This window comes from Candidatus Palauibacter sp., from assembly GCF_965197445.1.
Taxonomy (GTDB): domain Bacteria; phylum Gemmatimonadota; class Gemmatimonadetes; order Palauibacterales; family Palauibacteraceae; genus Palauibacter.
In genome coordinates, this window is sequence record NZ_CBDANE010000003.1 from 249451 (window position 1) to 271671 (window position 22221).

The following is a 22221-nucleotide window of genomic DNA, read 5'->3' on the forward strand; positions in this document are numbered from 1 at the left end:
ACGCTCTCACGCGCGGAGACTCGCTATGAACGGGAGGTGACGAAGATCCTCCGCGTGGTCCAGTCCATACCCCACAAGGAACTCATTTGGTGCATCGAAGCCAACCCAGCGCGGTTCCCACGACAGTTCCCGCGCGATCCGCTTGTGCAGGAGCGCGCAGATTTCGAGCGAGGCAGGCCCGCGGTCCCGGATGCCTCCACACAACTGGTTCAGCGTGGTTCCGCTGTCCACGATGTCTTCGACGATGATGATGTGCCGGCCTTTGATCGGCGCCCTCGGGTCGTAGAGCAACTCCACTGTTCCCGACGTGCGTGTGTCGGCCCCGTAGCTCGACGCGACCAGGAAATCGACCTGGAGGGGTCGTCGGATGCGACGCACGAGATCGCCCAGAAAGACGAACGAACCCTTTAGCAGTCCGAGCAGCAGGACATCGGCCTCCGCTGGATAGGCGGCCGTGATCTCCGCCCCCATCGCGGCGACGCGACCGGCGATCTCGGGCGCCGTGTAGACGATTCGCCCGAGGGTGCGGCCTCCCGTGTACTCCGGAAAGTCGCGCTCTGCGGCTTCCAGCGTTCCCACCCGGCCCGGCTCAGCGCTCAGTGAGTCCAATGGCGAACCACGCTCCTTCGGGGTCGGGGGGTTCGACGGCCAGCGCGGAGTGCCCCACGACCCACAGCACTCTCCGGTCGGCGGTGACGACGATCGGCACACTCGAGCGATCCGAGGCCGGCACGCGTCGTTCGTTCAACAGCTTTGCGACCTTACGCGACCCCGCCCGCGTGCGGATTCGGTCTCCCGGCCGCGGGCCTCTCACTCGAAGCGGGAAACGGATCGTCCCGGCGGGGAGCGCCGTCGCCCAGCGTTCGGTGCCCTCGAGCGCCCCCCAGCGCACTTCGTAGTGCTTCCCGCCGATACGCGCCGGCTCCCGGCCCGGTTCCGTCTCCTCGATCTCGACCTCGGTGTCGGGGTCCCGATTCCGGCGTCGCCGCACATGGAGCCGGTCGAACTCGCGCTCGATCCGCAGGCCCGCCGCGATGTCCACGCCATGCCCGCTCGCGCCGCTGTCCATGAACGTGACGCCGGCCGCCGTCCCCCTCCGCGTAACGCGAAAACCCATGTCCCGTGCGACCTTTCGCAGCAGGCGAGCCCGAGCCGCCCGATCATACTTCAGCACTGGGGACCGGGCAATTTGCGCTCCATCGGCAGTTTCCCGGAAATCCGCGGCTGAGAGAAGGCGCCGGGCACGCAGATCCAGGCCGCCCTCAGCCTCGAGTGCGTACCGGGCGAGATCGGCCGCCAGGCTGGGGAGACCCTCATCGCCACACCCGGACAGCGCGGGGATGAGGCCGTAACGAACCCGGGAGCGGCGATAGCGGAAATCCCGGTTCGATGGGTCGTCCAGCCATTCCTGTCCCGCCTCCCGCAGGTAGCTGCGCAACTCCTCGCGCCCGAAGCCCAGGAGCGGACGTACGAACGCGCCTCGACGTGCCGGGATGCCGGCCAGGCCGCGGAAGCCGGTTCCGCGCAGCAGGTTGAGCAGTACGGTCTCGATGTGGTCGTCGCGCTGGTGCGCCAACGCGATCCGGTCCGCCCCGAACCTGCGACGCACAGCGGTCAGGAACGCGTAACGCGCCGTCCGATACCCGGCCTGCCCGCCAGCGAGTCCGCGAGTGGCGCCCATCTCGCACGGCACGCCGGCGCTCCGGCAGACCTCCGCGGCGCGCGCGGCCCGGTCCGCGCTCCCGGCCCCCAGCCCGTGGTCGAAGTGGGCCGCAGTCAATTCCAGCGGCCAGGACTGCCGGATCCCGCACAGGAGGTGGAGGAGCGCCAGCGAGTCGGACCCGCCGGAGAACGCCACCAGGACCGCCGATCCCCGTGGCAGAAGATCGGGAGATGCCTGAAGAGCGCGTCGGAGGCGAGCCTGCACACCGTCGCGGCCGGTGCCGGCAGATTCGTCGCGGCTAGCAGCCGGTGGCAAAAGCCCCGCTGCATTCGAGCGGCGATCCATCTCTCGTGAACGCTTCGCTCATCGTTACTCCTCTGCTCGCGGGGCACGGTCCCGCCAGGCCGCCGGGCCTCGGCGGAAATCGAGATCCTCCGCGACGGCGACCCCGAACCTCGGCGGCGCGGGCAGACTCCCGAACTCGATGTCCTCCGAGGGACTTGCGGTCGGACCCAGCTTGCGGCCGTGTTCCCAGACGCGGTCCCGTCCCTGCACGTACGCCCGCAGGGCGTTGGCAACGCTGTGCGTTCGGCTCAAACCTCCATCACCTCCGCTTCCTTGCGCACCAGGAGTTCGTCGATCTTCTTCACGTACTCATCGGTGCCCGTCTGCAACTCGGCCATCGCGCGGCGCGAGACGTCCTCGCCGATTTCCCCGTCCCGCTGCATCCGGAGGAGCTGGTCACGAGCTTCATGCCGCGCGTGCCGGATCGACACCCTGCCCTCCTCCGCCATCCGGCGCAGGATCTTCACCATTTCGCGGCGACGCTCCTCGGTCAACGGCGGGATGGGCACCCGCACGATGGCGCCATCCACGGAGGGGTTGAGTCCGAGGTCGCCGCTCTGGATCGCCCGGGCTACCTGCGGAGCGATGTTCGGGTCGTAGGGCTGGACCAGCAGCATCGTCGGTTCGGGGGCACTGACGTTGGCGACCTGCCGCAACTGCACCAACGCGCCGTACGCCTCGACCCGCACCCCATCGAGAATCGCCGGCGTTGCCTTGCCGGTCCGAACCGTGGCGAATTCCCTCGAGATCGCGTCGATCGCGCTCTCCATCGCCCAGGTGGCATTGTCCAGCGTCTCCTCCGGCACCGTCCCCTCCGATGTCCGCGATCCCACGGGGCACAGAATCTTACCCCGGACTGCCGTCGACCCGGATCTTCTACGCGACCAGGGTCCCGATTTTCTCGCCCCGCAATGCAGCCAGGATTGCACCCCGTCGCTTGATGTTCAAGACGACGATGGGCAACTGGTTGTCCTTGCACAGAGAGATCGCCGCCGCGTCCATGACGCCGAGTTCCCGCGTCATCACCTCGAGATAGCCGATCTCCTCGATGAGGTCGGCGCCCGGGTCGGTCTCCGGATCCGCCGTGTACACGCCGTCGACCCTCGTCGCTTTCATGATCACGTCGGCTTCCATCTCGATGGCCCGGAGCACCGCGGCCGTATCGGTGGAGAAATACGGGTTCCCGGTCCCTCCGGCGAAGATGACGACTCGTCCCTTCTCGATGTGGCGCAGGGCCCGGCGGCGGATGTAGGGCTCGGCCAGGGCCTCCATCCGGATCGCGGACATGACCCTCGTCTCGACACCGGACTGCTCGAGCATGTCCTGAAGCGCCATCGCGTTGATGACGGTCGCCAGCATGCCCATGTAGTCGGCGGTCACGCGGTCCATCCCCCGCTTGCTGGCCACCGTGCCCCGGACGATGTTCCCGCCGCCGACCACGAGCCCCAGGCTCACGCCGCTCGCGTGAACGTCCCGGATTTCGCCCGTGAGTTCCTCGATGGCGGGGGGGTCGATGCCGAACCCCCGCTTCCCGGCCAGCGACTCGCCGGAGAGCTTCACGAGTGCGCGGCCGTACTTCAGATCCGGCACGGGAAGCCTCGCGGAATTCAGCCGCCCACCTCGAACCGGGCGAAGCGACGCACGGCCAGATCCCCACCCGCACCGCTCAGGAGATCCCTCACCTTGAGGTCCGGATCCCTCACATAACTCTGCCACAGGAGCGCGTTCTCCTCAAAGAACTTGCGCATGCGCCCCTCGACGATCTTTTCGGTGATCGAGGGCGGCTTGCCTTGCTCCAGAGCCTGCTCGGTGAGCAGCGCCCGCTCGCGCTCGACCACATCCGCCGGGATATCCTCGGGCGACAGCCCGCTCGGGTTCGTGGCCGCCGCGTGCATGGCGATCCCCCGCGCCGTCTCGACCGCTTCTTCGCTTGATTGCGAGATCTCGATGAGGACGCCGATGCGGCTTCCGAAATGAACGTACGAGGCGAACGCCCCACCTTCGCCGAGGTCGTACCGCACGGCGCGCCCCACCCGCACGTTCTCGCCGACCTGGACCCGGAGTTCATTGAGGCGGTCTTCGATCTCGCTCCCTCCCCCACTCGCTGCATCGAGACCCAGCAGCGCTTCGCCCTCGAGGATCTGTCCGTCCCCGAGCGGGACATCGAACAACCGCTCCGCCAGCTCCGTGGCGAAGGCTTCGAACGCTTCGCTCCGCACCACGAAATCGGTCTCGCTCAGCACTTCGACCATCGAAGCGGACCCGTCGCGTGTCGCGATCCGGATCGTGCCTTCCGAGACGTCCCGGGCCACTCGCTTGGCCGCCTTGGCCGCCCCGGCCTTCCTCAGCAGGTCGACCGCCCGCTCCGCATCGCCTTCCGCCTCAATGAGCGCTCTCTTGCAGTCCATCATCCCGGCGCCCGTCCGATCGCGGAGGGCCTTCACCGCCCCGGCCGTGATCTGCGTCATGATTCCTTCGTCTCCTTCTCAAAAAAAAGGGGCCACCGAAGCGGCCCCTTGTGGTCACTTCGAGGATGATTCTCCGACTCCGGCATCCTCCCCTTCGCCCCCCTCCGCTTCCGGGGTCGCCACCGGCGGGGGGGCCTCGGCCTCCTGTGCCTCCGATCCACCCTCCGCGGCGCCCGATTCGGCTCGCGCCTCCGCGCCCTCGATCACCGCAGGGTGGTGCAGGCGCTGGGCGATCACTTCGGGCCGCGGCTTGCGTCTCGGCCGCTTCCGCCGCGATCCGCTCGCGACATCGGCGACGCCGCCGGCATCGCTCGAATACGTATACGCCTTGGATTCGGCCTCGGCGCGGTCCATCTCCGGAATCTCCTGGCGAGCCGCTTCCACGACATCCGCGATCGATCCAGTAATGAGAGACACGGAGCGGATCGCATCATCGTTCCCCGCGATCGCGATCGTGAGGAGGTCCGGATCGGCGTTCGTATCCGCGATGGCAACGACCGGTATCCCGAGGCGGTTCGCCTCGCGCACCGCAATGTCCTCGCGGCTGGAGTCGACGACGAAGACGAGCCCCGGCAGTCGCGTCATGTCCTTGATTCCGGACAGGTAGCGATCGAGTTTCTCGCGCTCCCGCTCCAGCAGAAGCCTCTCCTTCTTCGTATAGAACTCGAAGGCTCCTTCCTCGACTCCGCGCTCAAGTTCCTTCAGGCGAGCGATGTTCTTCTTTATCGTCTGGAAGTTGGTGAGCATCCCGCCCAGCCAGCGTTCCGTGACGTAGAATGAACCGGACCGCTCCGCCTCGCCCCGCACGACGCGCGCGAGCTGCTGTTTCGTACAGACGAAGAGGACGGATTTTCCCGCGACCACGGTCTGGCGAACCAGCTCGTGCGCTCTCTCCAGCTCCCGCTGCGTCTTCTTGAGGTCGATGAGGTAGATCCCGCCGCTCTCGGCGAAGATGTATTTGCGCATCTTCGGGTTCCAGCGATGTGTCTGGTGCCCGAAGTGCACGCCGGCCTTCAACAGGTCCTTCAGCTCCACGCCCATGCGCCTGGCTTTCCGCCTTCCCGCTATCGTTTGGAGAACTGGAAGCGCTTGCGCGCCTTGGGACGGCCCGGCTTCTTCCGCTCGACGATCCGGGGATCGCGGGTCAGCATACCATGGGAGCGCAGCGTGCTCCGCCGTTCGTCGTCCATGGCAAGCAGGGCGCGCGCGATGCCCAGGCGCGTGGCCTCGGCCTGCCCGGTGACTCCGCCCCCGCGAACCCGCACCGTGACGTCGTACAAGCTCCTGGCCTCTGTCACCTCGAGCGGCGCCGAGATGAGGGAACGGTGCCGAGGTATCGTGAAGTACTCATCGACAGGCAGGCCGTTCACCGTGACCGTCCCGGTGCCCTGTCTCATCGTGATGCGGGAGACCGACTTCTTCCGGCGTCCTACCGACTGAACCTGCTCCGTTGCGGCCAACTCTCGTCTCCTCCGCTAGCCCGCGACGCTCTCGAAGGGGCGCGGGCGCTGTGGCGCATGCGGATGCTCCGGCCCCGCGTAAACCTTCAGTTTCCTGAGCATGCTCCGGCCAAGCGTGTTCTTGGGTAGCATGCCCTTCACAGCGAGCCGGATCACCCGGTCGGGGTGCCGTGCCAGCATCCGCCGGAAGGGGATGAACCGCTCGCCGCCCATGTATCCGGAATGCCGGAAATACGCCTTCTGGTCGGCCTTGTTGCCGGTCAGCCGCACGCGCTCCGCGTTGATCACGACGACGTAGTCGCCGGTATCGAGGTGCGTGCTGTAGATCGGCTTGTGCTTGCCACGAAGGACGGTCGCGACCTGGGTCGCGAGACGGCCGAGCACCTGGTCCGCGGCGTCCACCACGTACCACTCCCGCTCGATCTCTCCCGCCTTCACCGAGTACGTCTTCATTCGTTCTGCTCACCTCAAAAAAACCGCCCGGCAGGAACGTTGCCGAGCGCGTGGCGATCGCTGAATCCGCGCGGGAACCCCGAAGGCCGGCGAAAAAGCCCGCGAAGCCTTGCGCGATAGCCTGTAATGCTACTTCGGGTCTCGCGTGAAGTCAATCACCATTGGACGCCTCGGCAGCGAAGCGGAATCTTGCTCATCTCCCCGCCGCCGACAGCCCAGGGCAGGCCCGCCGGAATCGACGAATCCGCGGAGCCCGTGCCTCCGGGCGCCCGCACGAAGCCGAGACAGGCCGCGCTCCTTGAGTTGGCGCGCGCGCTCGCGAGAGACATCCAGTTCGATCGAGATCTCGGCCAGCGTCTGCGAGTCTTCGAATCCCAGGCCGAAATAGCGGCGCACGACCTCGGACTCCCGCGGCGGCAGATCGGTCAGGCTGGCCTCTATCGCGTCACGGAGCCTCTCCCGAACCAGGTCGGCGCCGGGTTCCGGCGTCCGCTCGTCCGGGAGGAGTTCGCCCAGCGTGCACGCGGCCCCCGGCGCCACGTCGTCGAGCGACAGCCTGAGCGGCGCGGGCTCACCGGGCTTCCGTCGTTCTTCCTGGACCGCGATGGCCTGGATCATCGCACGTCGTATCCAGAAATGTGCATAGCTGATGAAGCGAACGCCGCGCTCCGGGTCGAAACGGTCGGCGGCGCGTACAAGTCCGACGTTCCCCTCGTTGACGAGGTCCGCCAGCGACACGCCGCGGCCCCGGTAGCTTCTCGCGACCGAGACGACGAAGCGAAGATTGGCGCTGACCAGCCGGCTTCGAGCAGCCTCGTCGCCCGCCTGGCTCCGCCGTGCCAGATCCGTCTCGTCCTGTGGGTCGAGCAGGCGCTCGCGCCCTATGTCGGACAGGTAGCGTTCGAAGATCCGAACCATGGGGGCTGGTCAGTCGATCCCGCGGAGGATCCGGTTCCAGCGAATCTCGGTGAGCCACGACCAGCGGGCCCTCGGCTCGCGGTCGTAGGAGTAGTACACCAGCATGGGTCGGCCCTTGATCGCGTCTCTCGGGACGAACCCCCAATACCGGGAATCCTCGGAGTTCGACCGGTTGTCACCCATGACGAAGTAGTGATCCGCCGGCACGATGAGGGGACCCCAGTTGTTGCGGGTCGGCACATAGCCCGCGTGGCGCGCGCTCCCCGGCAGAAACCGGCGTTGCCACCCGAACTTCGGGCTGGGGGCGTCGGGGAAGTGCGAGGAAGCCTTCACGTAGGTCTCCTCGACCGGGGCGCCGTTCACGAAGAGCTGTGCGCGCCGCATGCGCAGGGTATCCCCCGGCATCCCGATGATCCGCTTCACGTAGTTGGTGCGGGGCGGCTGTTCGGCGGACTCCGGCGGCTCGAACACGATCACGTCGCCACGCGCCGGGGCGTCGAACGCCGGAAGCTCCAGGTCGGTGCCGGGGATCTCCGCGCCGTACACCATCTTGTTAACGAGAAGAAAGTCTCCGATGAGAAGCGTGTTTTCCATCGACGCGGTCGGGATCTGGAAGGCCTCGACCATGAAGGTGCGGATGAAGAGGAAGAGGACGAGTGCGATGAAGATGGACTTCGTCCACTCCCAGAGCCATCTGCCCACCGACTGGTCGCGACTCCGCCGCGCGCGAATGGTGGGCGCCTGCAACCTTCGTACCGCGGAGCCGGCCGGCTCGCGATGTTCCCGCGTCTCGGGATCGGCTCTCTCAGCCGGTCGTTCCTCCATTCGCCCCTTCCCTGTTCCGCACCCCGGTGATCGGCGTTCCCGCTCCAAACGATGTACGGGAAGCCTTCAACGGGCTCTCACCTCGCCGCAGCTACCAATCGACATCGATCTGCGCGCGCTGCAGCGTGCCGCTGTAGTCGACGTACGCGACCTTGGTCTCCGTGTAGAACTCATACACCTCCCACCCGCCTTCACGATGGCCGTTGCCCGTGCTCTTCACTCCGCCGAACGGGAGGTGGGCCTCGGCGCCGATGGTGGGGGCGTTCACGTACGTGATCCCGTTGTCGAGTTCCTCGACGGCGCGGAAGGACGCGTTCACCTCGTTCGTGTAGATCGACGACGACAGCCCGTATCGCACCTCGTTGTTGATGTCGAACGCTTCCTCGATCGTGTCGAACCGGATCACGGACAGCACCGGCCCGAAGATCTCCTCGACCGCCGTCCGGTGTTCCCTCTCGACACCCGTGAGCACGGTCGGCTCGAAGAACCAGCCATCGGCGAGGCCACTGTCGGAGGGCCGTCCGCCTCCGGTCGCGACCGTCGCCCCCTCCGCTTCGGCGATCGCGACGTACCGCTCGCACTTGTCCCGCGCCGCCTCGTGGATGAGCGGCCCGACATCGACCCCGGCCTCAAGCCCGTCGCCGAGCCGCAGCGACCGGGCCTCGTAGCACAGCTTTTCCACGAACTCGTCATGGATGTCGTTCTGGAGCAGTAGACGACTGGTGGCGGTGCAGCGCTGGCCGGTCGTGCCGAAGGCACCCCAGAGGACACCCTCGAGCGCCAGGTCGAAGTCCGCGTCCGGCAGGACGATCTGCGCGTTCTTGCCCCCCATCTCGAGCGAGAGCCGCTTGTGCATGCGTCCGGCGATCTCCCCGATGCGACTGCCCGTCTCCGTGGACCCCGTGAAGGACAGCCCCGGTACGCCGGGATGCTCGACGATGGCCTGACCGATCGTCTCGCCCCTGCCGTGGAGGAGTTGCACGCACTCCGGAGGCAGACCGGCCTCGAGCAGGATCTCGACGAACCGGTGGGCACTGTGCGGCACATCCTCGGAGGGCTTGTAGATGATGCTGTTCCCGCACAGGAGCGCGGGGAAGATCTTCCAGCTCGGGACGGCGATGGGGAAGTTGAACGGCGTGATGATGCCGAACACGCCGACCGGCCGGCGGAAGGACATCGCCCACTTGTTCCGCAGCTCGGACGGCGCCGTGCGCCCGAACAGCCGTCTGCCCTCGACCGCCGCGTAGTAGGCCGTGTCGATGGCCTCCTGGATGTCGCCGCGCGTCTCGTCGAGCACCTTGCCCATCTCGCGCGTCATCGTCCGCGCGAGGTCCTCCTTGCGGAGGGTGAGCAGATCCCCCGCCCTCTTGAGCACGAGGCCTCTTTCGGGAGCCGGGGTTCGGGACCAGCGCTCGAACCCTCGGTGCGCCGAAGCCACGGCTGCGTCCAGTTCCGACGGATCGGTGTCCGGGAACAGGCCGATCAACTCCGACGTGCGGGCCGGATTACGATTCTCGATGTATTCACCGCTGGCGGGCTCCGTCCATTCGCCGGCGATATAGTTGAGGAACTTCTCGGCCATGCCGGGGAGACTCCGTGTACGGGTCCGATTGTGGGTCCGGCGAGCCAGTGACCCGCCGGGCTGCTAACGGTGCATGAGGAGGATGATTTCCTCGTTTTCGACCCGAACTTCGGCGACGGTCGAAGGGATGTCGAAGAGCACGGTTCGACCGTCGGTCCGCAACCCCAACTGCTGCGCGGCCATGCCGAACAGCAGGGGAGGCACGGGAAGGACACCCGCCTGAAGGCTGATGAGATGGATGCGCCCCTCGCCGACTTCGCCCACCTCCGGGAACACTTCTCCGGCAATGCGAGCCGAGTCGCCGAGCATGCGGCCGAGGCTGGCCGCCGCGTCTCCGCCCACGGTGAGCCGCGTGAAGTCGACTTTGGCGGAAAACGCAACGGTCGAGTCGCGGAGTTCGATCGCGGGCTCCTCCACGCCGGTCGGCAACTGCGGAGCGAGCCGGTACTGGACGTAGCTCTGAAGTTCCGTCTCGGTGAACCGTGTCTCGACGCTGCCGCCTCCCGCCGCCAGTTCGTTCAGAGCGGCCTCAACCCGGGTCGCCGCCTCGGGATTCGGTTCCGACATGGCGATGTCGTCCCCGCCGACGTCGGCGAGCCAGGTCTCGATGTCCTCGCGGAAGATCCAGCCTGTGACCAGAAGGACCAGCAGGAAGGTGAGGAAGCCGAGGCCGGTGAAGAGTCTCCGGAAGATGCCCATCTTGTCGATCACCTCCGACAGGGATCGGGGTAAGGCTCAAAATCCCGTGCAACGTAGCACGGCAGCCCGCGAACTGCGTCACGAACCGCTCTCCGCCAGGGACCACGAGTCGACCTCCGTGTGCCTGGCGCCCCGGGGGAGAAGTTCGCTCCGCATGAGAGACACCCGGTCCACCTGCACGGTGGTCTCGAAACGGACACGGGTGATCTCTTCGGCGAGACCTACGGGCGGCGGGGTGCCGCGGATTCGCCCCACGGTCATGTGCGGACGGAAGGGCCTCCGCTCCGGAGCGACACCGGCCCGGACAACCGCGTCCTCGACCGACCGGTGAAGCGCGGCGAGCCCGGAGGCCTCGTCAACGCCCAGCCATATGACCTTGGCGCGGCGGAGCGAAGGGAAGACGCCGGCGGAGTGCAGCCGGAGCGCGAAGCGGGTGAGGTCGGCTGTACCCGCGGCGAGTTCCCGCGCGAGCGACGCTTCATGACTCCGTTCCATCTCGCCGATGAACCGCACTGTGAGGTGCAACTGCTCGACGCGCACGGGGCGAACACCCTCCAGCGTGCGCAGGGTCCTTGTGGCGCGCGCGAGGCTCTCTCGCACTCGAGGCGGGAGGCGGACGGCGACGAAGAGCCTCGACCGCGCGCGAGGCGCGCCATATCCTGCCGCCATGATCCTCCTCATCGACAACTACGACTCGTTCGCGTTCAACCTCGCGCGATATCTCGAGGAACTCGGCGAGACCGTGCGCGTCCGACGAAATGACGACGTCGACCCCGGGGCGCTGCGTGGCGAAGGGCTGACGCACATCGTGATCTCGCCGGGGCCGTGCACGCCCGCCGAGGCCGGGGCTTCAGTCGAGGTGATTCGAGCCGTGGGTGCGGAAATCCCGATTCTCGGTGTCTGCCTGGGGCATCAATGTATCGCCGCGGCGGTCGGGGGGCGGGTCATGAGGGCGACCCGACCCATGCACGGCCGCCTCTCCGCGGTGCGCCATGCAGGGCGTGGGCTCTTCACCGGCCTGCCCTCTCCGCTGGAGGTCACCCGCTACCACTCGCTCGTCGTCGACCCCGCCGATCCCGGGAGCGGCCTCCGCGTGACGGCGGCGACCGAGCAAGGTGAAGTGATGGCCGTCGAGCACACGTCCTGGCCCGTATGGGGGGTACAGTTCCACCCGGAGGCGGTGCTGACCGCCGGCGGCCACCGCCTGCTCGGTAATTTTCTCGCGCTCGGGCGCGGCGAGGTCCCGGCGGCAGAGCCTGTCGAGGCCAGCCGCTGTCCGGAGCTCCCGGCCTAGCAGTCCGGGGTTTTTTCCGGGGCTGCTAGATCGATCCGCGAAAGCGGATGGCTTCTGCGACGTGATCCTCGGACACGCGCGACCCACCCTCGAGATCGGCAAGGGTCCGGGCGACGCGGAGTGCGCGGTGGTAGCCGCGAGCGGTCAGATCGAGGCAGGTCACCGCCTTCCGTAACAGCGTCCGGCCGCCACGGTCGACCCCGCACGCTTGCTCCAGCCGGGCCGGCGGGAGGCGAGCGTTCGTGCTCCCGCGACGACGGATCGCGAGGGCGCGGGCCCGCGAGACACGCTCTCGAACGCGAGCGCTCGCCTCCACGGGACCGGTGTCGGCCAGATCCTCCCAGCGTACCGCGGGCACGTCGACGAGAAGGTCGATCCGGTCCAGCAGCGGTCCGCTGACCCGCCGGCGGTAGCGCTGTACGGATTGCTCGGAGCAGCGGCACCGGCCGGGTACGCCCCGATAGCCGCACGGGCACGGGTTCATCGCCGCCACCAGCGTGAACTCGGCCGGAAAGCTGGCCGACCCCGCAGCACGCACGATCCGCACCTGGCCCTCTTCGATCGGCTGGCGGAGCGCCTCGAGTGTGCGCCGGCCGAACTCGGGGAGTTCATCGAGGAACAGCACGCCGTGGTGGGCCAGCGAGGCCTCGCCCGGCCGCGGGCGACTCCCCCCTCCGATCAGCCCCGCCTCGCTGATGGAGTGGTGCGGAGCCCGGAACGGGCGGGTCCGCCGCAGGCCCGCACCGTCGGCGAGGAGGCCCGCCACGCTGTGGATCGCGGTCACGTCCACGGCCTCGGGAAGGGCGAGTTCGGGGAGCAGGCCGGGGAGGCAGCGAGCCAGGCTGGTCTTGCCGGAGCCGGGGCAGCCCGACAGCAGGAGGTTGTGGCCCCCGGCCGCCGCGATCTCCAGCGCGCGTTTGGCGACCGACTGCCCTTTCACGGCGGAGAGGTCGAAACCGTCCGTGGCCGGGGTCTCGCCGGCCGGCTGCCATCCGGCCGGTGGCGGGAGCGCCGCCGGGGGGAGGAGACAGTCGCCGTCCTTTAGTGCTGCGAGGATCCGGGACAGCGACTCCGACCCGCCCAGCTCGATGCCGTCGGCCGCCGAAGCCTCCCGCAGGTTCGCGCGCGGCAGAAGCAACCGGGTAACATGCGGATCCCCGGCCGCGTAGAGGGCAATGGGCAGAGCGCCACGGATCGACCGCAGCGAACCGTCGAGCCCGAGTTCCCCCACCGCCAGTGTGCCCTCCAGCGCATCCTGCGCGACATCTCCGTTCGCACACAGAATCCCGAGCATGATCGGCAGGTCCAGCGCCGCACCCGTCTTGGGGAGATCCGCCGGGGCCAGGTTCACCGTGATCCGGACCCCCGGCACATGAAGGTCCAACTGCGCGGCGGCGGCACGGATTCGTTCGCGGCCCTCGCGTACGGCGCTCTGGGCGAGACCGACGATCTGTATCATCGGCGTCCCGCGCGTGAGCGACACTTCGACGCTCACGGGCCGTACGTCGAGCCCCACGACCGCCGCCGACATCACCGCCGCTGATCCTAACGACTTCGCCATATCCTTCGTCGCTCCCGACCCTGCAACCTTGTACGTTTCGTGGCGGTCATGATGGGCGCGGGTATCACACGGATCTCAACGGACCTTCAAGCGAGGCGGGCGAGTGCGGAAACGGAGCATGAGTTCCATCGGTCGCGGGCTGGCGGTCTCGACGCTCCTGCTCGCCCCCCTGATGCTGAGCGCTCAGGAACTCGACGCGGGTCACCTGCACGTCCGAATAGACGGGCGGCGGGTGGGTACGGAACGGTTCAGAGTGTGGCTCACGGGATCTACCGTGAATGCCGTGGCCGCCATCGAGATCGCGCAGCGTCCGGCCTGGCAGGTGGGGCTCCAGATGGATCCGAACATGCGCCCGATGAAATATGAAGTGCGGGAGGGCCGCTCGGCGCTTGTGAGCGGAGAACGCTTCGCCGACCGCGTCCGCTTCCACTTCGTGACCCCGGAGGGCGAACGCTGGAAGGAACGCTGGAAGGAGTATCCGGTGACCGACGCGGCGGCGATCCTCGAGCCGGGTGTGGCGCATCACTATCTCCTGCTGGTGCGCGCGCTGCGAGAGGCGCCGGACGGGCGTCTGGACGTGCTTCTTCCACTCGCCGGGCGATCCGTTCCGATCCGTCTGACGAGACAGTCCGCCGAACCCGTCGCGATCGGGCAGGGGTCGGTGGCCGCGACCCGGTTCGACCTGGATATCGAGGGCATGCGACACAGCGTCTGGCTCGACGCGGACGACAAGCTCCTGCGGGTTGTGGACCCTCGCACCGGACGTGAGGCCGTCCGCGCTCCGACCGAAGGCTGACGGCCGCAACTTCCGGATAAGCAGGCAGCGGAACAGGAAACCTGGAGGAAACATGGAACAGATGCCCGACTCGAGCGGCGCCGCCCCGGCGGAGCACGCGATTCCCGCCCTTCCCGTGCGCATCGTGCAGGTCTTCGTCTCGCCGGCAAAGCTGTTCGACGCGCTTCGGGAACGGCCTGCGTGGATCGGGGCCCTGGTGGGACTGATGGTCCTGGGCATCGGGGCACAACTCCTCCTTCCGATCGTGGTCCCCGAGGAGGTTCGGCGAGCCATGATCGAGACCCAGATGGCCCAGTTCGCGGGAGCCGATCCTGCCGCGCTCGAACAGCAGATCGAGACTCAGATGGAACAGGGCCCCCTGTGGGGGAGTGTGAGCGTGATCGTGGTCACACCCATGTTCCTCGCCCTGATCGCCGGGTTGCTCGTGATCGCGTTCAGCGTCGTCATGGGAGGCGAGGGCCGCTTCAGCCAGCTCTTCAGTGCGGCCGCCCATGCTTCCTATATCGGCCTGGCGGGAGGGCTGCTCATGATCGGTCTGATGGCCACCGGAGCGGAGCAGGCCACGCTTTCGCCAGGGCTCTTTCTCCCGGACCTCGAGGGGTTCCTGGGGCGGTTCCTAAACGGAATCAACGTCTTCTCTGTTTGGACGTGCGGGGTTCTCGGCGTGGCGGTGAGCCGCATCTACCCGGGCCGGACCGTCGCGGCAGGCACGACGTATCTGCTGGTGCTCTACCTGCTCATGGTCGCGGGTTTCGCGGCTCTGGGCGGTCTGCTGGGCGGCCTGGGGTGAAACCGCGTGCGTCGCGGTGACGTACCGTTGGGCGCCCGGGTTACGTATCGCGCAGGCAGCCCACCGGATCCCGAAATAAAGGTTCTTGTGTCGTATGAAGAAAATACTCATCGCGGTGGTCGTCATCGGACTGCTCGCAACCATGGGATACCTGGCCACGCAGCGTGAAGGTCGCGGTGGCGTTGAGGTCAGCGTGCAGGAGGTCGGGCTGCGGAGTCTCGTCGCCGAAGTCTCGGCGACGGGCCACATCGAGCCCAAGACTCATGTCGACATCACGACCGATGTCGCCGGCCGCATCATCGAGCTCCCGATCGAGGAAGGCCAGGACGTGGAGGAAGGCGATCTCCTCGTCCAGATCGACCCTGCGCTCTTCCGCGCCGCCGTGGACCGCGCCGAAGCGGGCCTCGCGCAGGCGCGCGCCAATTATGCGCAGCAGGAAGCTTCCTATCGGCAGGCGCAGCGTGACGCCGATCGCCTCACCACGTTGCAGGAGCGCGGTACGGACTTCGTGACCGAGGCCGAGGTCGAACAGGCCGTGACCAACGCGGACGTCCAGAATCGCCTTCTGGAAGCCACGGACCATCAGGTCAACCAGGCGCGCGCGACCCTTGACCAGGAAGGGGACCGGCTCCGGAAGACGACGATCCGGGCGCCTATGCCGGGCCGCATCACCAGGCTCAACGTGGAGCGGGGCGAAACCGCGATCGTGGGAACGATGAACAATCCGGGGACCGTACTTCTCACCGTAGCGGACCTGTCCGTCATGGAGGCGGTGATCGAAGTGGACGAGACGGATGTGCCCTCGATCGCGATCGGCGATTCCGCATACGTCGAGATCGACGCGTTCCCGAACCGGCGCTTCGTGGGGAGGGTCACCGAGATCGGCAACAGTTCGATCGTGCCGCTGAACCCCGCTCAGGCGGGCGGCTCGGCGCAGGCCATCGACTTCGAGGTCAAGATCGAGTTGCGCGCGCCTCCCGAGGGCATCCGGCCCGACCTGTCGGCCACGGCCGACGTCATTACGGACACCAGAGACGATGTGCCCAGCATCCCGATCACGGCGCTCACGCTCATGGACGCGGACGAGTTCGAGGAGATTCCGAACGAGAACGTTCCGCCCGTCGAACGGCCGGAGAGCGTCCGGGACATCGAAGGGGTGTTCGTGGTGGAGGGCGACGTGGTGCGCTTCCGGCCCGTCGAGATCGGGGTCGCCGGCGAGAACTACTTTGAGGTGATCTCGGGAATCGAGGTGGGGACGACGATCGTGTCCGGGTCGTTCCAGGCGATCCGCGAACTCCGCGACGGGAGCCGGGTCACCATCGACCCGTCCCAGCGCCAGGACACCGCGGCCCTGAACGGCAACGAGGGGGACGGACGATGACCGGCAACGGCCCGGGGCCTGCAATGATCGTCACGCGTGGCCTCAGGAAGGACTACGTGATGGGGACCGAGGTGGTCCATGCTCTGGCGGGGGTGGACATCGAGATCCTGCGCAACGAATACGTTTCGATCATGGGACCGTCCGGGTCGGGCAAGTCGACGCTTATGAACATGATCGGCTGCCTCGATTCGCCGAGCGCCGGGGAGTACGTCCTCAACGGTCAGGCGGTGCAGGACCTGAGCGACGACGCGCTGGCCCGGATCCGCAACCGTGAGATCGGGTTCGTGTTTCAGACCTTCAACCTGCTCCCGCGCGCAACGGCGCTGCACAACGTCGAGCTGCCGCTCATCTACGCGGGGGTCTCGAGCAGAGACCGGCAGAAGAAGGCGGCGCACGCGCTCGAGATCGTGCAGTTGGCGGACCGCATGGACCACAAGCCGAACGAGTTGTCGGGAGGGCAGCGCCAACGCGTGGCGATCGCCCGGGCGCTAGTGAACGATCCCTCGATCCTCCTTGCCGATGAACCGACGGGCAACCTCGACTCCTCGACCTCCGAGGAGATCATGGATGTGTTCGACACCCTCCATAGCGAAGGCCAGACGATCATCATGGTTACGCACGAGTACGACATTGCGGCCCGTTCGCAGCGCGTGGTCACGCTCGTCGACGGCAAGGTCGAGGCCGAGATGTCCCCGGACTACTATCTCACCCGCAACATTGGTCCGTTCGGTGGAAGACCGGCGCAGGCGAAGGCAGACCCGCCGGTGGACACGGCACCTTCGACCGGCACAGGTCCCTCCGGGGCCGGAAGACAGCTTTCGAATCCGTGGGCGCCGCCCCGCACGCCGCCGCTCAAGGGCGGCTTCTAGCGGCACCAGGGTCCCCGCCAATGCGATTCTGGGAGGGCATCCGCCTCTCGCTGCACCAGGTCTGGGCGCAGAAGCTCAAGTCGTTCTTCGCGCTCCTGGGCATCAGCATCGGGATCACGTTTCTCATCGCGGTGATCACGATCGTCGAGGGCATGAACAGCTACGTTCGCGACGACTTCGCGAGTTCTCTGTTTGGCGTGAATACGTTCACGGTCGTGCAGCGCCCGTCGATTCAGACCGGTCAGGTCGACGAGGCGGAGCGACGCCGGCAGCGGCGTAATCCCGAACTCCGCATGCGTGATGTCGAGGTCGTGCGAGCCGCCGTGCCCGACGCCCGTTACCTCGCCTACTACGCGCAATCGGGGGGCTCCGTTCGCCGCGGCCAGTACGAGCGGCGCAATGTGCGCATCATCGGGGGATCGGCCCAGTACGAGGCCGTCCAGGGATGGAAGGTGGAAGAGGGGCGCGGCCTGTCTCCGATCGACGACAATCAGTCGCTTTCGGTCGCCGTCATCGGCTCGCAGATCGCGGAGCGGCTCTTTCCGACGACCTCTCCGATCGACAAGCAGATCCGCGCGCGAGGGCACCGGTTCCGGGTTGTCGGCGTGCTGGAAAGCCAGGGCGGCTTCGTGGGCAATCTGCGTGATGCGGCGGTTCTGATCCCCTTCGAGACGTTTCAGCGCACTGTGACGAGCCGACGACTGGAGGTCGACGGCATCACGGTCAAGATGAACTCGATCGAGCAACTCGAGCCGGCCATGGCGGAAGTGGAGGGCGCACTCCGCAGTGAAAGACGACTTCGGCCAGCGCAGCCGAACAATTTCGGAATCGACACTTCGAGTGACCTGCTGAGCGCATGGGAAACGGTGAACCGCGTGCTCATGACGGCGCTGCCCGGGCTAGTGGGAATCTCGCTCGTGGTCGGAGGCATCGTGATCATGAATATCATGCTCCTCTCGGTCACGGACCGGACGCGGGAGATCGGCCTCCGCAAGTCGCTCGGGGCCCGACGCCGGGACATCCTCCTCCAGTTCCTCACCGAAGCCTCGACGCTCTCGATCGTGGGTGCGGCGCTGGGGATCGGGACCGGGTTCGGACTCGCTCTGATCGTGGAACGGCTTACGCCGCTCCCGGCGGCGGTCTCGGTGCCCGCGTTGATCGTCTCCCTCCTGCTCGGACTCGGCGTGGGCGTGGCCTCCGGACTCTACCCGGCGTACCGGGCGGCGCGTCTCGACCCGATCGAAGCGCTCCGGTTCGAGTGATCTCACCGTGAGCGCCCGCGGAAGCGGTGGGATGGGCTTCGTCTCCACGATCTCCGAGGGGATCGCGGTCGCTCTCGATTCGCTCGGAGCGAACAAGGTGCGGAGCGGCCTCACGATCCTCGGGGTGACGATCGGGGTTCTCGTGGTGATGGTCATGGCGGCGGTGATCACGGGGATCAACCGGAGCTTCTCCGAATTGTTGGCCCCGAACGGGATGACGACGTTCTCGGTGGTGCACTTCGACTTTTCCGCGATGATGAACTTCAGCGGCCCCCTTGACGATCAGGAACGGGGCTTCATGAGGAACCCGCCGTTGCAGCCCGAATGGACAAGGGAACTCGGCCGACTTCCGGGGATCCGGAGCGCGGCGCCGATCGCGGAGCTGGGAGGCTACGAGGCCAACGTGGGGTCGGATCGGGTCGAGATTTCGCTCTACGGAGTGGGCGCCGACTACCTCGAGATCGACAGCGGCGACATCATGGCCGGCCGCTGGTTCACTCAGACGGAGGGCGACCGGCGCGCCGACGTCGTCGTGATCGATTCGGCCGCGGCCGTCGGGTTGTTCGGGAACCGGGACCCGCTCGGCCGGGATATCCGGATCAGCAGGCGCAACGAGAACGCGAGGGTCCGCGTGATCGGCGTGTACCGGCCCCCGGCCAACCTCTTCGCCGGCCTGGCGACGCACTACGTGTGGCTGCCTTTCGCGACCGCGGACAAGGTGCTGCGGGTGTGGGACCGGCAGATCAGCTTCAGTGTACGGCCGGACCCCGACGTGGACCTCGAGGCGGCACTCGACGCGACCCGGGCCCGGATGCGACAGCTGCGCGGCTTGAAACCGGGACAGGAAGACGACTTCGACGTTGTGACCTCCGACCAGATGCTGAACCTGTGGGGGCAGCTGACGAACGTTCTGTTCGCGGCCATGGTGGGACTGTCGAGCATCGGGCTCATGGTCGGCGGCGTCGGCGTCATCGGGATCATGATGATCTCGGTGACGGAGCGGACCCGCGAGATCGGGCTGCGCAAGGCGATGGGCGGGCGACGTCGCGACATCCTGTGGCAGTTCCTCGTCGAAGCGGCGACGCTCACGGTGGTCGGCGGAGCGACGGGGATGTTGATCGGGGGCGCCCTCGTGTGGGCCGTGAACCAGTGGACGCCGCTGCCGGCGGTGGTGCCGATGTGGTCGATCGTGGCCGCGCTGGGGGCTTCGGCACTGACCGGGGTGGGATTCGGACTCTACCCGGCCTCCCGGGCAGCGGGTCTGGACCCGATCGACGCGCTGCGCTACGAGTAGATCTGATCGCGACCGGCGGGACAACGGCGCTCGCCCGGTCTAGCGCGACTCGACCCGACCGAGGCCCGAGATTTCGAGTGACATCGCCATGAGCGCGCCCGCACGCGGCGGGATGGGTTTCCTCTCGACGATCAGCGAGGGCATCGGGGTCGCCCTGGATTCGATCGGAGCCAACAAGGTCCGGAGCAGTCTCACGATCCTCGGCGTGACGATCGGGGTCCTCGTCGTCATGGTCATGGCGGCCGTCATCACAGGCATCAACACCAGCTTCTCGCAGCTGATGTCGCCGCGCGGGATCACCACGTTCTGGGTGGCGCACTTCGACTTCACGTCAACGAACATCAGCGTGCTCGGCGAAGAGGAGTCTGATTTTCTCAGGAACGAGCCGCTGGAGCCGCAGTGGGCGGACGACCTCGGTCGCGTTCCCGGCATCAGGAGCGCGGCCGCGTTCGTGGATCTGAGCCAGGAGGGATACGAAGCCAGCGCAGGATCGGTGCGCGTGGAGATCTCGCTTCTCGGCGCGGGTGCCGACTATCTCGAGATCGACGGGGGTGACGTCATCTACGGACGCTGGTTCACGCCCTCGGAGGCCGACCGCCGAGTGCAGGTCACGGTGATCGATTCGGCCGCGGCGGTGGACTTGTTCGGGAACCGCGACCCGCTGGGGCGGGAGATCCGGATCGGGCGCAGAAACGAGAGCGCGATATTCCGGGTCATCGGCGTGTATCGGGTGCCGGCCAACCTCTTCGCCGGCCTCGCGACGCACTACGTGTGGGTGCCGTTCGCGACGGCGGACAAGGTTCTGCGAGTGTGGGACCGGATGGTCAGCTTCGTGGTCCGGCCGGAGCCCGAGACCGACCTGGAGACGGCGCTCGATGCGACCCGGGCACGGATGCGGCAGCTCCGGGGGCTGAGACCGGGCGAGGAAGAGGATTTCGCGATCATGACCGAGGACCAGTTGCTCGAGTTGTGGGGGCAGCTGACGGGGGTCCTGTTCGCGGCCATGGTGGGGTTGTCGAGTATCGGGCTCATGGTCGGCGGCGTGGGGGTCATCGGGATCATGATGATCTCCGTGACCGAACGGACCCGCGAGATCGGGCTCCGCAAGGCGATGGGTGGGCGCCGTCGCGACATCATGTGGCAGTTCCTCGTCGAGGCGTCGACGCTCACGCTGCTCGGCGGGGCCACCGGGCTCCTGATCGGCGGCCTCATCGTGTGGGCCGTGAACCAGTGGACACCGCTGCCTGCCGTTGTTCCGCTCTGGTCGATCGTGGCCGCGCTGGGGGCTTCGGCGCTCACGGGCGTCGGGTTCGGACTCTATCCCGCCTCCCGGGCAGCGGGGCTCGACCCGATCGAGGCGCTGCGCCATGAGTAGGCCGCTGAGCGATGGGCCGCTGGATCTCCTGGCCATAGCGGCGCACCCCGACGATGCCGAACTGACGTGTGGAGGGACGCTGGCGCGCGCCGCGGACGAGGGATATCGGACGGGGATACTCGATCTGACCCGCGGCGAGATGGCTTCGAGGGGGACGCCGGAGATACGGGCGGAGGAGGCGGCCCGCGCGGGGGCGGCGCTGGGCGTCGCGGTCCGGGCCAACGCCGGACTTCCCGACGCCAGGCTCGAGAACTCGCAGGAGGCACGACGCGTGGTCGTGGAGCATTTGCGGCGCCTCGCGCCGGGGACCGTGATCCTGCCGTATCCTCGCGGGCGCCATCCCGATCACCGGATTGCCTCGGAGCTCGCGCGGGACGCCTGTTTTCTGGCGGGACTGCGCCGCTATGAAGGGGGGCCTGGGCGGCGACCGACGAAGATCGTCTACGCCATGGCTTACCGGGAGGACGCGGTGAAACCGACGTTCGTCGTACCGCTCACGGAGGAGCAGTTCCGACGCAAGATCGACGCGGCCCGGTGCTACGCGTCGCAGTTCGACGGGGCGACTGCGGCGGGAGAGATCTTCCCCGCCGGGCAACCGCTCGTCGAACGGATCGAGACCGCTTCACGGCATTACGGCTCGCTGATCCGGGCCCCACACGGCGAACCGTTTCTCACTGACGAGACCATGCGGGTCGACGACATCATGAGCGTGGGCGTCGCCTCCATGTGAGGAGACGCGGCGGCGGGGGCGGCTTCGGGGGGGGGTCAGCCGCAGCGAACCTCGACGAGTAGCCGCTTCCAGCTCGGCACCGACTCGGGGCCGACCTTGATCACCTGAACGCGGGCGGATCCGCCACGCCGCATCCAGGGGGCGAGCCAGGCGCCAATCTCCCGCGGAAGGTGGCCGACGGGATCGCCGGTTCGGATATGAACCCACACATCGTCGGGCTGGCCGCCGGGCGGGTCGGGGATGAGCACCAACTCCTCCCGGGGGTTCACCGTGTGGAGGTGGCGGGCGCGATCTTCGAACGCGAGTCCGTGCACGGTCGTCCGGAACACGGGGGCGCCCATGGGTGGTATGGATTGCTCGTCAGAGGTCGGCGCCGGAGAGATCGGCCCCGGGGAGGTCGGTTCCGGGGAGGTCGGCCCCGGGCCGGACGGTGGTGGTTCCATGCACTCACTTCCG

The 22221-nt window shown here is 67.5% G+C and carries 25 protein-coding genes and 1 pseudogene; 9 read left to right on the forward strand and 17 right to left on the reverse strand.

What is annotated here, in order from left to right:
* Positions 1-6: 6 nt before the first annotated feature.
* The 14 genes and pseudogenes from hpt to thpR form a co-directional block, all read right to left on the reverse strand.
* Complete coding sequence (gene hpt / locus ACN9M6_RS01795; protein WP_419161203.1) at positions 7-609, reverse strand: hypoxanthine phosphoribosyltransferase; 603 nt, start codon at positions 607-609, stop codon at positions 7-9.
* Entirely contained in the window at positions 590-1858 is a 1269-nt protein-coding gene (tilS, locus tag ACN9M6_RS01800) for a tRNA lysidine(34) synthetase TilS (protein WP_419161204.1), read from the reverse strand. The genes hpt and tilS overlap by 20 nt, the downstream gene beginning before the upstream one ends.
* 174 nt (positions 1859-2032) lie before the next feature.
* Positions 2033-2260 (reverse strand): hypothetical protein, encoded by a 228-nt coding sequence (locus tag ACN9M6_RS01805; RefSeq protein WP_419161205.1) that lies wholly within the window; start codon positions 2258-2260, stop codon positions 2033-2035.
* Positions 2257-2814, reverse strand: coding sequence for a ribosome recycling factor (frr, locus tag ACN9M6_RS01810; RefSeq protein ID WP_419161206.1), 558 nt, complete (start codon positions 2812-2814; stop codon positions 2257-2259). Before frr ends, ACN9M6_RS01805 begins: the two co-directional genes overlap by 4 nt.
* A 70-nt stretch (positions 2815-2884) precedes the next feature.
* Positions 2885-3598: a UMP kinase gene (pyrH, locus tag ACN9M6_RS01815; protein WP_419161207.1), complete on the reverse strand. Its 714-nt coding sequence runs from the start codon at positions 3596-3598 to the stop codon at positions 2885-2887.
* Between the two features lie 17 nt (positions 3599-3615).
* Entirely contained in the window at positions 3616-4476 is an 861-nt protein-coding gene (gene tsf / locus ACN9M6_RS01820) for a translation elongation factor Ts (RefSeq protein ID WP_419161208.1), read from the reverse strand.
* 354 nt (positions 4477-4830) lie between these two features.
* Positions 4831-5517, reverse strand: a pseudogene (gene rpsB, locus ACN9M6_RS01825) (30S ribosomal protein S2); the annotation flags it as partial.
* Positions 5518-5540: 23 nt separating this feature from the next.
* The gene (gene rpsI, locus ACN9M6_RS01830; protein ID WP_419161209.1) at positions 5541-5936 is read right to left on the reverse strand and encodes a 30S ribosomal protein S9; all 396 of its coding nucleotides are present in this window, start codon (positions 5934-5936) and stop codon (positions 5541-5543) included.
* Between the two features lie 15 nt (positions 5937-5951).
* Positions 5952-6389 carry a 50S ribosomal protein L13 gene (gene rplM, locus ACN9M6_RS01835; protein WP_419161210.1) on the reverse strand — a complete coding sequence of 146 codons (438 nt, stop codon included), beginning with the start codon at positions 6387-6389 and terminating at the stop codon, positions 5952-5954.
* 129 nt (positions 6390-6518) lie between these two features.
* Complete coding sequence (locus ACN9M6_RS01840; protein WP_419161211.1) at positions 6519-7307, reverse strand: sigma-70 family RNA polymerase sigma factor; 789 nt, start codon at positions 7305-7307, stop codon at positions 6519-6521.
* A 9-nt stretch (positions 7308-7316) separates the two neighbouring features.
* Entirely contained in the window at positions 7317-8009 is a 693-nt protein-coding gene (lepB, locus tag ACN9M6_RS01845) for a signal peptidase I (RefSeq protein ID WP_419161212.1), read from the reverse strand.
* A 214-nt stretch (positions 8010-8223) separates the two neighbouring features.
* Positions 8224-9714 (reverse strand): aldehyde dehydrogenase family protein, encoded by a 1491-nt coding sequence (locus tag ACN9M6_RS01850; RefSeq protein WP_419161213.1) that lies wholly within the window; start codon positions 9712-9714, stop codon positions 8224-8226.
* 63 nt (positions 9715-9777) lie between these two features.
* On the reverse strand, positions 9778-10425 hold the full coding sequence (locus ACN9M6_RS01855) for a hypothetical protein (RefSeq protein WP_419161214.1): 648 nt from the start codon (positions 10423-10425) through the stop codon (positions 9778-9780).
* A gap of 66 nt (positions 10426-10491) precedes the next feature.
* Positions 10492-11082 carry an RNA 2',3'-cyclic phosphodiesterase gene (thpR, locus tag ACN9M6_RS01860; protein ID WP_419161215.1) on the reverse strand — a complete coding sequence of 197 codons (591 nt, stop codon included), beginning with the start codon at positions 11080-11082 and terminating at the stop codon, positions 10492-10494.
* Between thpR and ACN9M6_RS01865 the strand changes: the two genes are divergently transcribed.
* Entirely contained in the window at positions 11081-11707 is a 627-nt protein-coding gene (locus ACN9M6_RS01865; RefSeq protein ID WP_419161216.1) for an anthranilate synthase component II, read from the forward strand. The two genes, thpR and ACN9M6_RS01865, sit on opposite strands and share 2 nt — an antisense overlap.
* 25 nt (positions 11708-11732) lie before the next feature.
* On the opposite strand, the gene ACN9M6_RS01870 is transcribed toward ACN9M6_RS01865, so the two are convergent.
* Positions 11733-13268, reverse strand: coding sequence for a YifB family Mg chelatase-like AAA ATPase (locus ACN9M6_RS01870; protein ID WP_419161217.1), 1536 nt, complete (start codon positions 13266-13268; stop codon positions 11733-11735).
* A 118-nt stretch (positions 13269-13386) separates the two neighbouring features.
* Between ACN9M6_RS01870 and ACN9M6_RS01875 the strand changes: the two genes are divergently transcribed.
* The 8 genes from ACN9M6_RS01875 (at position 13387) to bshB1 (ending at position 21765) form a co-directional block, all read left to right on the forward strand.
* The gene (locus ACN9M6_RS01875; RefSeq protein WP_419161218.1) at positions 13387-14064 is read left to right on the forward strand and encodes a hypothetical protein; all 678 of its coding nucleotides are present in this window, start codon (positions 13387-13389) and stop codon (positions 14062-14064) included.
* Between the two features lie 52 nt (positions 14065-14116).
* Positions 14117-14854 (forward strand): YIP1 family protein, encoded by a 738-nt coding sequence (locus ACN9M6_RS01880; protein ID WP_419161219.1) that lies wholly within the window; start codon positions 14117-14119, stop codon positions 14852-14854.
* Between the two features lie 94 nt (positions 14855-14948).
* Complete coding sequence (locus tag ACN9M6_RS01885; RefSeq protein ID WP_419161220.1) at positions 14949-16235, forward strand: efflux RND transporter periplasmic adaptor subunit; 1287 nt, start codon at positions 14949-14951, stop codon at positions 16233-16235.
* Positions 16232-17104, forward strand: coding sequence for an ABC transporter ATP-binding protein (locus ACN9M6_RS01890; protein ID WP_419161221.1), 873 nt, complete (start codon positions 16232-16234; stop codon positions 17102-17104). Before ACN9M6_RS01885 ends, ACN9M6_RS01890 begins: the two co-directional genes overlap by 4 nt.
* Positions 17105-17124: 20 nt before the next feature.
* Positions 17125-18366, forward strand: a complete 1242-nt coding sequence (locus ACN9M6_RS01895; protein ID WP_419161222.1) for an ABC transporter permease — start codon at positions 17125-17127, stop codon at positions 18364-18366.
* 31 nt (positions 18367-18397) lie between these two features.
* Positions 18398-19660, forward strand: coding sequence for an ABC transporter permease (locus tag ACN9M6_RS01900; protein WP_419161223.1), 1263 nt, complete (start codon positions 18398-18400; stop codon positions 19658-19660).
* Positions 19661-19748: 88 nt separating this feature from the next.
* Positions 19749-21035 (forward strand): ABC transporter permease, encoded by a 1287-nt coding sequence (locus tag ACN9M6_RS01905; protein ID WP_419161224.1) that lies wholly within the window; start codon positions 19749-19751, stop codon positions 21033-21035.
* Positions 21028-21765 (forward strand): bacillithiol biosynthesis deacetylase BshB1, encoded by a 738-nt coding sequence (bshB1, locus tag ACN9M6_RS01910; RefSeq protein WP_419161225.1) that lies wholly within the window; start codon positions 21028-21030, stop codon positions 21763-21765. The genes ACN9M6_RS01905 and bshB1 overlap by 8 nt, the downstream gene beginning before the upstream one ends.
* 35 nt (positions 21766-21800) lie before the next feature.
* Here bshB1 and ACN9M6_RS01915 read toward each other — a convergent pair whose 3' ends face one another.
* Together ACN9M6_RS01915 and ACN9M6_RS01920 are read right to left on the reverse strand one after the other, a co-directional pair.
* Entirely contained in the window at positions 21801-22106 is a 306-nt protein-coding gene (locus ACN9M6_RS01915) for a hypothetical protein (RefSeq protein WP_419161226.1), read from the reverse strand.
* A 19-nt stretch (positions 22107-22125) separates the two neighbouring features.
* Positions 22126-22212, reverse strand: coding sequence for a pentapeptide repeat-containing protein (locus ACN9M6_RS01920; protein ID WP_419161582.1), 87 nt, complete (start codon positions 22210-22212; stop codon positions 22126-22128).
* Positions 22213-22221: the final 9 nt, after the last annotated feature.

Excerpts from the sequence above, each read along its gene's own strand:
- tsf (WP_419161208.1), bottom strand. The coding sequence starts at position 4,476 with ATGACGCAGATCACGGCCGGGGCGGTGAAGGCCCTCCGCGATCGGACG.
- rplM (WP_419161210.1), bottom strand. The coding sequence starts at position 6,389 with ATGAAGACGTACTCGGTGAAGGCGGGAGAGATCGAGCGGGAGTGGTAC.
- ACN9M6_RS01840 (WP_419161211.1), bottom strand. The coding sequence starts at position 7,307 with ATGGTTCGGATCTTCGAACGCTACCTGTCCGACATAGGGCGCGAGCGC.
- ACN9M6_RS01850 (WP_419161213.1), bottom strand. The coding sequence starts at position 9,714 with ATGGCCGAGAAGTTCCTCAACTATATCGCCGGCGAATGGACGGAGCCC.
- ACN9M6_RS01865 (WP_419161216.1), top strand. The coding sequence starts at position 11,081 with ATGATCCTCCTCATCGACAACTACGACTCGTTCGCGTTCAACCTCGCG.
- thpR (WP_419161215.1), bottom strand. The coding sequence starts at position 11,082 with ATGGCGGCAGGATATGGCGCGCCTCGCGCGCGGTCGAGGCTCTTCGTC.
- ACN9M6_RS01870 (WP_419161217.1), bottom strand. The coding sequence starts at position 13,268 with ATGGCGAAGTCGTTAGGATCAGCGGCGGTGATGTCGGCGGCGGTCGTG.
- ACN9M6_RS01875 (WP_419161218.1), top strand. The coding sequence starts at position 13,387 with ATGAGTTCCATCGGTCGCGGGCTGGCGGTCTCGACGCTCCTGCTCGCC.
- ACN9M6_RS01880 (WP_419161219.1), top strand. The coding sequence starts at position 14,117 with ATGGAACAGATGCCCGACTCGAGCGGCGCCGCCCCGGCGGAGCACGCG.
- ACN9M6_RS01885 (WP_419161220.1), top strand. The coding sequence starts at position 14,949 with ATGAAGAAAATACTCATCGCGGTGGTCGTCATCGGACTGCTCGCAACC.
- ACN9M6_RS01890 (WP_419161221.1), top strand. The coding sequence starts at position 16,232 with ATGACCGGCAACGGCCCGGGGCCTGCAATGATCGTCACGCGTGGCCTC.
- ACN9M6_RS01895 (WP_419161222.1), top strand. The coding sequence starts at position 17,125 with ATGCGATTCTGGGAGGGCATCCGCCTCTCGCTGCACCAGGTCTGGGCG.
- ACN9M6_RS01900 (WP_419161223.1), top strand. The coding sequence starts at position 18,398 with ATGGGCTTCGTCTCCACGATCTCCGAGGGGATCGCGGTCGCTCTCGAT.
- ACN9M6_RS01905 (WP_419161224.1), top strand. The coding sequence starts at position 19,749 with ATGAGCGCGCCCGCACGCGGCGGGATGGGTTTCCTCTCGACGATCAGC.
- bshB1 (WP_419161225.1), top strand. The coding sequence starts at position 21,028 with ATGAGTAGGCCGCTGAGCGATGGGCCGCTGGATCTCCTGGCCATAGCG.
- ACN9M6_RS01915 (WP_419161226.1), bottom strand. The coding sequence starts at position 22,106 with ATGGGCGCCCCCGTGTTCCGGACGACCGTGCACGGACTCGCGTTCGAA.